Below are 255 nucleotides of genomic sequence, written 5' to 3'. Positions count from 1 at the left end.
CCAGCAGTGAAACTGGTGTTCAGTCTATTTCTATCACATATCCGAATTTTTAAAGAACGATCTGACAAAAGTCAGAAATCAACATTCATCAACGAATGTTCATTTCTAAGTTCTGACAAGCTACTGCGTACGGCGAAAGTGGTGGAGCCAAGCGGGATCGAACCGCTGACCTCCTGCGTGCAAGGCAGGCGCTCTCCCAGCTGAGCTATGGCCCCGTATTCTACGGCTAAACCATGTAATGGTAGGTCTGGGCAG

At 48.2% G+C, this 255-nt stretch carries 1 tRNA gene; it reads right to left on the bottom strand.

What is annotated here, in order from left to right:
- Positions 1-139 precede the first annotated feature (139 nt).
- Positions 140-215, bottom strand: a tRNA-Ala gene (locus ACN6NG_RS30035).
- Positions 216-255 lie beyond the last annotated feature (40 nt).

Source organism: Pseudomonas sp. TSO6 (assembly GCF_056098905.1).
The sequence above is the reverse complement of the archived record's forward strand: the minus strand, read 5'-3'. Positions and strand labels throughout refer to the sequence as shown.